The organism is Pantoea sp. Pa-EAmG, from assembly GCF_030024295.1.
GTDB lineage: Bacteria > Pseudomonadota > Gammaproteobacteria > Enterobacterales > Enterobacteriaceae > Pantoea > Pantoea dispersa.
Window position 1 is genome coordinate 1 of record NZ_JASEWO010000283.1, and the last position, 3,446, is coordinate 3,446.

The window sequence follows — 3,446 nt, forward strand, 5'->3', positions numbered from 1 at the left end:
AGCCGGGCTTCGCCTTAATGCCCACCAGCGAGTTGACCAGCAGCTTCGTGGAACCTGGCTTCAGCGCCCACCTGCCGGTGTCGAACAGCGACATGCTGTCGAGGCGGACGATTTTGGGTATGGCTTTTTCGACCGGTTTTGGCGGCAGCGGAGGCGGGACGTATGAGCGAATGGCGTCAACGATCGGCATGCGCAGACGCTCCCCCTGATACAGCCCGAGACTCATGTTCACCGGTTCGCCGTTACGTGACCAGTTATCCAACAGCGTTGCATCGTCACGTAAAACCCTGACAGCCGCTGCTTTCGGGCCATAGTTATCCATGGCAATGCGGTCATAATGGTCAATGTCAAAACTCAGCCGCTGTAACAGCTGGCGGTTATTCCAGCCGCTACTGCACAGCGCAATAACTGTCGCGAGAGTAAAGAGGCAGAATGCCCGTCGAAGAAAACGGCTGCGCGGCGTCACGCCACCGCCCTGTGGCAGCAACGGAAGGACAAAATCCGGCAGTACAGCAGCATCAGATGCGCTGGCAGCAGGCAACCAACCAGGAAGTCCGGTCAGGGTGGTTCTCCGGGCCAGCCAGGAATGCCAGAGGGATTCGGCAACTGCCGTCCCGCCGGATAATGCCGCCATTCGGTAGAGCACCATAGAAGGCTGCAGGCGCGGCATATCCGCTGGCTCTTCCGTTAAAACCGGCAGCACCGTTTCCGCCACAAAGCGCGCATGGGCGCTCATCCGCACCTGAGTCAAATGACGGGCGGCAGTGTTTCCCTGTAACAGCCATGCGCTGACGCTGACGGGCGTGTCATCGTCATGCCAGACCCGCATCGGTTCTTCCATTCGCACCGTCTGCCACAACGCCTCATCGACGGACATACCGGCAACTGTACTCATCAGCAACAGTGGAACGGTCCGCCCGCAATCGCGCCGCATCTGTGTCAGCTGCCAGCGCAGTTCATGCAGTCGGGCGGCCAGTTCCGTTTCATCCGTATGCTGAACGGGGCAGACACTGAACATGACCGCCAACTGAGCCCCCAGTTCCGGACGCTGCCAAAGCAGATGGCGTACCGTCTGTTGCAGCTCAGCGGTGGCGACCTTCAGCCAGCAGCCCTGCGCCGTGCGGTGTGGTCTGCTCTCCCCAGGCCATGCAGTCATATCGCCGCAGACCAGCACCACCGGCAGGCGATAAGGCGCTTCCGGCAGATCATTCAGCCAGCGAATATCCTCTGGAGAAACACCCCCGCGGCGTCCGGCGTAAATCAGGCCGGCAACCACGACGGTTAACACCAGCAGAATGAGGGCAGCATGTGCCGTTGAGGAGAGAGGCAGAAACAACAGACACAGCACTAACGCAAGCAGCCCGCCCCACAACCACAACAGGCGCAGATGGCGCACGCTCATTTCCCGGCTCCCGACAGCAACGCCTCAACCAGCGTATCCAGCCAGTGATTCAGCCCCAGCCACAGTCCGGCGACAATCATGGCCGATAGCCCGATGCACACTGGCCAGTGCCGCAGCCACTCACGCAGTCCGTAACCGCCGGAGACCGTAGCCAGCAGCGGCCGTTCCTGTGTGGTCTCAAACGACGGTACGCGCTCCGCAAGCGCCCGGATCAGCTGTTCCCGCGCCGGGTCATTCAGGGCATAACGCCCCTTAAAGCCCAGCATTAGCACCCGGTGAAAACAGGTCAGCACCGCCATATCCGGCACGGGTTCCCGCAGTACCTCACGCATCCGCTCATACAGCTCGTCTCCTGCGTCCATCGTACCGAAATATTTCGCCTGCAGGGGGCGGTCATACCAGACGATACAGGCGTCATCCTCCCCGTCCCGGCCCTTGGCGGTTTCATCCAGCAGGGCACACCAGGCATACAGAATATGCTGACGGCTGGCTTCACTGAGGCCAGCCTGCTCCAGGTGCGCCATCACACGGGTGATGTCGTCTACGCAGCGCTGCCAGAGCACCTCGCCGTCACCACTCGCCAGCGTTGCGCCATAGCGCAGTTCCGTTACCGTCAGCCACGTATCCGCCATCAGGTCGTCAATACAGATTTCCTGTTTCATGAGCGCAGCACCGCAAACAGTTCAAGTTCAGGTTCACCCAGCAACCCTGGCACGTAAAACACACAGCTTCCCTCCGCCAGCATGGCCTGAGCCGCCGGGTGAGTCATATCCAGGGTGAAATACTGGTTCTCAAGCCGCAGGGGAATGGCAGCCGGAACGTGGGTCATGGCGCGTAGAGGAATACCAGCCTGCGAGCCGTTTACCACCCGGTCCACCTCGTCCGGGCTGCCTGCCCGGCACTGCTGCGGAAACTGTTCCAGCAGTTGCGCCACCGGAAGCGGGGAGCGTACCGAGAGATAAAAATCGGCCTCCTCGCGCAGCCTCGGGTCAAGTAGACGGGCATGCCAGCGTTTGCGACGTTCATCCTTCTCCATCTCAATCGCTACGACTCTTGATGGCAGGCTCGCCTCCAGCAGTACGCCCAGCAGATCAAACAGCGGTGGGAAAACCTCGGTCAGCTGTCCGTGGCGGTATGCCGGAATATCGGCGATGGTATGGTCAAGCGAGAACGTCAGCAGACTGCCCGCCAGCCCAGCCAGGGCTTCATAAAGCCGTTCCGGGTGAGTCTGCGGGTGACGTACAAAGTGCCTCAGCACGGGTTCTGCGCTGTTGAGCGCATTCAGCAGCCAGAACAGGGAGACGTCAGCTACCGCAAAGTCTGCCATCCGCTCGTTGCTTTCCCGGCGCATCGCCATCAAGCGCGTCAGCCGGGAGCGTAACTGGCCCGTCAGTTGCGCCAACTGTTCCGTCAGCCACGGACTTGCCTGCACGTACAGTAATGGAGGAATAAAGGCTTCATCCTGCAACCACTTTCCCTGGCTGTCGCGCTTAAGACGGGCCACCGGTACGGTCTGGTAGTTGCCGTTGTCATCATTAAGCGCGCGAAGCGTTAGCTCTGGCTGCATGACCGCAATCTGGCGGCTGTCGTCACCGTACTGGTTACGCACCTCCCGCCAGGCCAAACGCCAGCGCACCGGACGCTCGGCATGTTGCTCCGGTTGCAGACAGTTGCCGCCATTTTCATGCTCAAGAGGCAGGGCCAGGACCACCGTCAGGGTGTGGCTTTCCGGCAGAGTCATCACCGCTGGCAGTGAATCTGCGTTGTCCGTATCAATCAGCATCCCGTCTGCAAAACGCACACAAAGACGGCTGGCTTTCAGTTTTCCCTGTTTCAGCAACGCAGCATCAAATATTGCCTGCACAATCCCCCAAGGTTCTGCTGAACCCATACGGGCGACGCACTCAGTCTGCCAGGCCGCAGAAGCGGCCTGCTGTTGAAAATGCTGCGGGGAGACCATCTGGCCCCGCCCCCACAATGGTCGTACTGTTTTCATCCCTGCTACCGCCTTACGCTTTCGCTTTCGGCATCTGGCTGACCAGAG

3 protein-coding genes are annotated in these 3,446 nt (G+C 60.4%); all 3 read right to left on the reverse strand.

Annotated elements, in window-relative coordinates; genetic code table 11:
• A partial coding sequence (locus QMM04_RS21585) for an OmpA family protein (protein ID WP_282997001.1) occupies positions 1–1,402 on the reverse strand: 1,402 nt, incomplete at its 3' end.
• A complete protein-coding gene (gene tssL / locus QMM04_RS21590) occupies positions 1,399–2,064 on the reverse strand; it encodes a type VI secretion system protein TssL, short form (RefSeq protein ID WP_088209524.1) in 666 nt (221 codons plus the stop codon). The genes tssL and QMM04_RS21585, both read right to left, overlap by 4 nt.
• Positions 2,061–3,398: a type VI secretion system baseplate subunit TssK gene (gene tssK / locus QMM04_RS21595; RefSeq protein ID WP_153688273.1), complete on the reverse strand. Its 1,338-nt coding sequence runs from the start codon at positions 3,396–3,398 to the stop codon at positions 2,061–2,063. The genes tssL and tssK overlap by 4 nt, the downstream gene beginning before the upstream one ends.
• Between the last annotated feature and the right edge of the window lie 48 nt (positions 3,399–3,446).